8 protein-coding genes are annotated in these 6588 nt (G+C 36.7%); 1 reads left to right on the forward strand and 7 read right to left on the reverse strand.

Annotation, left to right across the window (positions count from 1 at the left end; translation table 11 throughout):
* The 7 genes from mnhG to ACIQVU_RS14025 are packed head-to-tail and all read right to left on the reverse strand — an operon-like array spanning window position 1 to window position 5760.
* Window positions 1-369: a monovalent cation/H(+) antiporter subunit G gene (gene mnhG / locus ACIQVU_RS13995; protein ID WP_340807145.1), complete on the reverse strand. Its 369-nt coding sequence runs from the start codon at window positions 367-369 to the stop codon at window positions 1-3.
* Window positions 353-634: a Na(+)/H(+) antiporter subunit F1 gene (locus tag ACIQVU_RS14000; protein WP_340807144.1), complete on the reverse strand. Its 282-nt coding sequence runs from the start codon at window positions 632-634 to the stop codon at window positions 353-355. Before ACIQVU_RS14000 ends, mnhG begins: the two co-directional genes overlap by 17 nt.
* Window positions 631-1110 (reverse strand): Na+/H+ antiporter subunit E, encoded by a 480-nt coding sequence (locus ACIQVU_RS14005; protein WP_340807142.1) that lies wholly within the window; start codon window positions 1108-1110, stop codon window positions 631-633. The genes ACIQVU_RS14000 and ACIQVU_RS14005 overlap by 4 nt, the downstream gene beginning before the upstream one ends.
* A gap of 5 nt (window positions 1111-1115) precedes the next feature.
* The gene (locus ACIQVU_RS14010) at window positions 1116-2603 is read right to left on the reverse strand and encodes a Na+/H+ antiporter subunit D (protein WP_340807141.1); all 1488 of its coding nucleotides are present in this window, start codon (window positions 2601-2603) and stop codon (window positions 1116-1118) included.
* Entirely contained in the window at window positions 2596-2937 is a 342-nt protein-coding gene (locus tag ACIQVU_RS14015; RefSeq protein ID WP_340807140.1) for a Na(+)/H(+) antiporter subunit C, read from the reverse strand. Before ACIQVU_RS14015 ends, ACIQVU_RS14010 begins: the two co-directional genes overlap by 8 nt.
* A complete protein-coding gene (locus ACIQVU_RS14020) occupies window positions 2937-3359 on the reverse strand; it encodes a Na(+)/H(+) antiporter subunit B (protein ID WP_340807139.1) in 423 nt (140 codons plus the stop codon). The genes ACIQVU_RS14015 and ACIQVU_RS14020 overlap by 1 nt, the downstream gene beginning before the upstream one ends.
* Window positions 3346-5760 carry a Na+/H+ antiporter subunit A gene (locus ACIQVU_RS14025; RefSeq protein WP_340807138.1) on the reverse strand — a complete coding sequence of 805 codons (2415 nt, stop codon included), beginning with the start codon at window positions 5758-5760 and terminating at the stop codon, window positions 3346-3348. The genes ACIQVU_RS14020 and ACIQVU_RS14025 overlap by 14 nt, the downstream gene beginning before the upstream one ends.
* A gap of 155 nt (window positions 5761-5915) precedes the next feature.
* Between ACIQVU_RS14025 and ACIQVU_RS14030 the strand changes: the two genes are divergently transcribed.
* Window positions 5916-6479 (forward strand): DUF5366 family protein, encoded by a 564-nt coding sequence (locus tag ACIQVU_RS14030; RefSeq protein WP_340807136.1) that lies wholly within the window; start codon window positions 5916-5918, stop codon window positions 6477-6479.
* The last annotated feature ends 109 nt before the right edge of the window (window positions 6480-6588 follow it).

A 6588-nucleotide genomic window follows, 5' to 3' on the forward strand; every position in this document is an offset into this window, starting at 1 on the left:
TTATTTAATATTTTGTTCCTTCTTCATTCTTTCAATTTCAGGGCCTAACTCGTCACGTACAGTTCCCTTCCATGGCTTGACACCAGCGATATAGGAGGAGCGTGTCATAATATGCCCTCCAACAGGTCCTGTAATAAACAAGAATAATACCCCTAGTAAAATGCGTGGATTAAAGTGACCTTCAATTAGCCAAAAGTGAAAGAATACACCAATCAATACACACATAACACCAAGCGTTGCACTTTTAGAGGCGGCATGGGCGCGCGTATATAAATCAGGCAAACGAATAAGCCCAATAGCCGTTACAACAATAAAAAGTGTTCCAATTGCAATAAAAAAGATAACTAAGCTATTAGCGAGAATTGTCACGTTTTAAGATATCTCCTTTCTCTATAAATTTAGAGAAAGCCACTGTGCCGATAAACGATAAAATCGCTAACAATAAAATAATCTCTAGGAAAAAGCTTGTTTCCACTAAGATCGAAAATAGTCCGATAAGTGAAATCAGTGATACACCAAGTGAATCTAGTGCTACAACACGGTCTGATGCAGCAGGGCCTTTAATCATTCGATAAATAACCCCAATCATTGATAAGCAAATCACTACAATGATAGCGATAATAAATATTGTCATGATTTACTCACCTCCAAAATGGCTTTTTCAAATGAATCGTGAATGGAAGCAATCGCTTCATCCACATCGCTAATATCAATCGCATGGATATACAATGTTTTAGCATCATCAGATACATGTACTACTACGGTTCCAGGTGTTAATGTAATTAAGCTAGATAATAGCGTAATTTCCCACTCTTCCTTTAAAACAGTAGGGTAAGCAAAAAAGGCAGGCTGCATATTTAGCTCTGGTTTTAAAACAACTCGCAACACCTGAACATTGGCTAATATTAGTTCTTTAAAGAATAGCAATGTTAGTTTGATAATTGCCCATATACGGTAAATATAAAGGCGTGAAGTGAAAAAGCGTCGCATCATCAGCAGTAAGATAATGCCTAGCAAAAATCCAATAATAAAGCCTGTTGCTGTGTAATTAGAGGATAGGAACATCCAGACAAAGGCAAGTACAACATTTAAAATAATTTGAAATGCCATCCGCGTTACTCCTCCTTCATCACAGCATCTATATAAATAGATGGATCATTTAATAGTTTTGCAGCATCATCCATAAATGGCGTAATCCATTCAGAGCCAACACCATATGCCACAGTAATACATACTAACAGGGCAGTAGGGATAAAGAGCATTTTATAAACCTTTGTATTGACAGTGCCACTTGTTTCTTTTTCCTCACCCCAAAAGGCGTAGATGAAAATACGAATCACTGATAATAGCACAAGCAATGAGGAAGCTAAGATAAAAATACTGCCCCACATACTACCAGCCTCAAAGCCACCTTGAACAATTAATAGCTTACCAACAAATCCACTGAGTGGTGGGATACCTGCTAAGCCAAACGCTGCAATTAAATAGCTCCAGCCAAGAACAGGATATTTCTTCATTAGTCCACCCATTTTACGTAAATCGGATGTGCCTGTAATATACATAACAATCCCAATTAGCATAAAGAGAGCAGCTTTAATAAGCATATCGTGAATAAAATAAAACATTGCGCCTTTTAAGGCAACCTCGTTCATTTGGGAAACACCAAATAAAATAACACCTACTGCAATGACAATATTATAAATAATAATAAGTTTGACATCGAAATAAGCAAGTGCACCAATGCAGCCTGCTACAATTGTGGCAATAGCTAGCACCATTAGTAACTGATGTGTATACGATAAATCATGTACAAAAAATAGTGTATAGGTACGTGTAATAGCATAAACGCCGACCTTTGTTAGTAGTGCCCCAAATAGTGTGAGCACAGGAATCGGTGCTGCCGCATAAGAAGTTGGTAACCAAAAATATAATGGGAAAATAGCTGCTTTTAAGCCAAATACCATTAAAAAGAGTACAGCAATAACCGTAATAATGCCTGGCTGCTGAATATCTGCTATTTTAACAGCAATATCCGCCATATTTAATGTACCAACTACAGAATATAAAAAGGCAACTGTAATAACAAACAGGGCAGATGAAATAACATTAATTAAAATATATTTAATCGACCCTTTGAGCTGACCCTTTTCCCCTCCAAGTACAATGAGTAAATAGGACGCCATTAATAATACTTCAAAGAATACAAAAAGGTTAAAAATATCACCTGTTGTAAATGCCCCATTGACTCCTGTTAAAATAAACATAATGCCTGGGTAGTAAAAGAAGTGTTCGCGCTCCTTTGTAATGGAGTCAAAGCCATACCATACAACAAAAAAGGCAATAAGCAATGTTGTTGTAACAAGCAATACAGACACCATATCAGAAACCATTGTAATCCCATAAGGAACAGGCCAGTCACCAAATGTTACCTTTTGGATACCATCATGCTTTACTTTAAAGAGCAGGGCAATGGCTGAAATAAGAGCAAGCCCAACACCAAGCAATGCAAATACTCGTTGATAGGTTAAATTCTTTCTACCAAGCATTAATATAATACCAAAGAAAAATGGGATGATAATAGGTAGTAGTAGGAAGTTATTCATCCTCATCACTTCCTCTCATTAAACTAATATCATCTGTTTTCAGCTCCTGATACGAGCGGTAAGCAAGAACAAGGAAAAATGCTGTTACCCCAAAGCTAATAACAATCGCTGTTAAAATAAGTGCCTGTGGTAATGGGTCAGCAAATGTTTTTGCCCCATCGCTTAAAACAGGAGGAGCCTCTCCACCAAGACCACCCATTGTTAAAATAAGTAAATGTGCCCCATGGCTTAACAAGCCTGTACCAATAATAATACGTAATAGGCTTTTGGATAGCATTAAATAAACTGCTGCCATAAAGAGAAAGCCAATGACAAAGGCCATAATTATTTCCATTATTCATCCTCCCCAATCGTTTGAATAATGGTCATCGTAACACCCACAACAACCAAATAAACGCCCGTATCAAACAGCATAGCCGTATGGAGTGACTGTTTGCCTAGCAGCGGTAAATCAAAATAATCAAAGAAATGTGTGAAAAACGGCTTGCCAACAAACATTGGGTATGCTGCTGTTGCAAGAGCTAGCAGTAAGCCACCAGCTGTAAAATACGTATAATTGATAGGTAAAATATGGCGAATTGTATTAATATCAAATGTTATAATTAAAAGTACAATAGCGCTTGATGTTAACAGTCCACCAACAAAGCCACCCCCAGGAGTGTAATGCCCTGCTAGAAAAATATGAATGGAGAAGAAGAAAATAATAAAGAATACAATTTTAGCAGTAAATTGTATAATCACATCATTTGTTTTCATGTGTTTTCTCCTTTCGATTCATACGCAACTTAATCATAGCTAAAATACCCATTCCAGCAATGCCTAGTACCGTAATTTCAAATAATGTATCAAAGCCACGATAGTCTACTAAAATAACATTGACAATATTGCCTCCACCCGCTAATGAATAAACTGTTTCCTCATAATATTTAGAAATAGATGGAATCAGCTTTTGAGAGTGAGCAGATAGTGCTACAAGCGTTACCATAATACCAACCGTAATCGAAATAATGGCACGATGTAATTGGAATTTCATACGCTCTTCTCGTTTGCCCATTCTTGGTAGATGGTAAAATGCCATTAAAAATAATGCTACTGAAATGGTTTCAATAACAAGCTGTGTAAGGGCTAAATCAGGTGCGTTAAAAATAACAAAGAATAAAGCAACCGTGTAGCCTACAGCACCTAGCCCAATAATGGCTGTAAGTCGTGATTTTGCTAAGATAACAATGGCTGTACCGATTACTAAAACGACCACAATGATAATTTCATACGGTCGAATCGGTGATGCTTCTTGCCAAGCAATGCGAAAGGCATCTTTGATAAAAAGAGAACCTATCACAATTACCGTAATGCCGCTAAACATATAGAGTAAGTAGTGACGCATTGATTCTGTCATATAACGTTGTGATAGACGATTTAAGCCAGTATCTAACCCTTGCATCATTTTGTCATAAGCATTGTTCAATGTGAATGCTTGTGGCAAGTATTGATAGAGCCCCTGCCATTTTGGTAAGGCAACAAATAATAAAACACCAATAATAACAATACCAATCGTCATTAATAGCTCAGGCGTAATATGTCCATGCCAAGCAGCCACATGAATATCAACATCTTGTGGTGCTGTATATAAAAATGGTTGAATCGCCTGCACGGCTGGCTTTACAAACATATCGCCGATAAAGTTTGGTACGAAAAAGATAGCGATTACAAATACTGCTAAAATAATTGGCGAAATAAGCATGCCAATTGGTGCTTCATGTGGTTGGTGTGGTAATTGTTCTGGTTTGTAATTACCTGTAAATGTTTTAGCAACAAAATAAAAGCTATAAATAAATGTGAAAATACTAGCGACCCAAGCGACAATTGGGAAAAGTGCTCCCCATGTATCAAAGCCGAAAAATTCAAACTTTTGTAGTGCCAGCATAGCTGTTAAAAACATTTCCTTACTTAAGAAGCCATTGAATGGAGGAAGACCAGCCATTGATAAGCTTCCAATTGCAGCAACGGTAAAGCTTATTGGCATAATGCTCATTAAGCCACCAAGCTTTCGAATATCACGCGTACCTGTTTCATGGTCCACAATTCCTGCAATCATAAACAGACTACCCTTAAATGTTGCATGGTTGATAAGATGGAAAATAGCAGCAAAAGCCGCATATTTAATCGTATCGACTGAGCTATTTGTATGAAATGCAACGGCACTTGCCCCAAGCAGTGACATAATAAGCCCAAGCTGACTGACGGTAGAAAATGCTAGAATTCCTTTTAAGTCCGTTTGCTTGATAGCAAAGAAGGAACCCCAGAAAAGTGTTAAAATACCGATACCTGTTACTAGCCATACCCAAAGCTCAGATGCAGCAAAAATTGGTGTAAAGCGCGCAACTAAATAAATACCTGCTTTCACCATTGTTGCAGAGTGAAGGTAGGCACTCACGGGTGTTGGCGCTTCCATTGCATCTGGCAGCCAAATGTAGAATGGGAATTGTGCGGATTTGGTAAACGCACCTAATAGTAATAATATTAGTGACCATGTAAAGAAAGGATGTTCGACTAAATTAGGTGCTATCGTAATTAGCTCACGTATGGAGAAAGTTCCACCCATTAAATAAAGAAGAACAAATCCTCCTAGCATCATTAAGCCGCCACCAACTGTAATCATCATTGACTTTAATGCACCAAGGCGTGAGGCATCTCGTGTATACCAGTAGCCAATTAGTAAAAATGATGAAATTGATGTTAGCTCCCAAAAGAAATAAAGTGTGATTAAATGGTCTGACTGTACAACTCCTAGCATTGCAGACATAAATAGTAGTAAATAAACATAAAAATTATGTAATTTTTCTTTATGCTTGTCTAAGTAAAAAATGGAGTAAAGTACAACTAATGAGCCAATACCAGTAATTAGCAGCGAGAATAATAAGCTAAGTCCATCTAAATAAGAGATAACTGAAATATCGAGCGATGGAATCCAAGGTAGCTCTGCAGTAAATACTTCTCCTTTTGCTACTTGAGCAATATAAGTTGCATAAATAATTGCAAGTGTAGCAGGTACAGCAAGAACAAACCAGCCTGTGTGAATATGTTTCATGCGTTTATACAAAAGTGGCACGAATATTGCAACAAGCATTGGTATGAAAATATAAAGTACTTGTAACAAAAAAACCCTCCTTTATGCAAGTAAGTATACCAATTATAACGTACTTTCATTACGAATGCATATGGACGAATGGGATTTAGCTTGCAGTTGTAGAAGAGTTTTGGCTATATTATAAATAGGAAGTTATTAATAAAAATAGAGGAAAAAAATTTTTTATGAGGAACCCATATATCTATGGTTATTTACCATTAATTACAATTTTATTATTTAGTTTAACATTTGGCATGTATGCTGTGGGAAAATCGTTACAAGTTTTTCAAGCAATCGGTGTTTATTCAGGCATGCGAGAATTTTTATCCGATTTTGAATTACGTGTATTTTTATTGATTGTTTTTGCCATTGCTTTTTTTATGGTCTTTTCAGCGCTTAAACTAGTAGGGGAAACGATTCATGAGCTAGGCATGCTGTTCTTTTCAAAAGATAGTGATGGGGCAACAGTACACCAAGCTAGAGGCGGCTATATTATTTTATTTATTGGTGCAATGTGTTCAGCCTTTGCGATTCAATTTATTTATGTGCTAGTCGGCATCTTTATTTTAACGATATTTGCCTACTTTATTTATTTGATTTACAAAATGAGCCATTTTATGTCCATGGGCAGCACAATTGGCTTGTTGGTTTTTGAGCTGTTTATGTGGGCAATCCTATTAACATTAGTGATTTATGTTATCTTAAAATTATATAATGGTATTTTGGCAAGCTTACCATTTGCGCATTAGATGAGTAGTCTATTAAAAACATACTAACATTAGTAGTACAAACCAAGGCCATGGTTTGTGCTACTATTTTTTTATAGTAGAAGTGAAGAAAAGCCGACCAGCCTCTGGG

The organism is Lysinibacillus sp. NPDC098008, assembly GCF_044760715.1.
GTDB lineage: Bacteria > Bacillota > Bacilli > Bacillales_A > Planococcaceae > Lysinibacillus.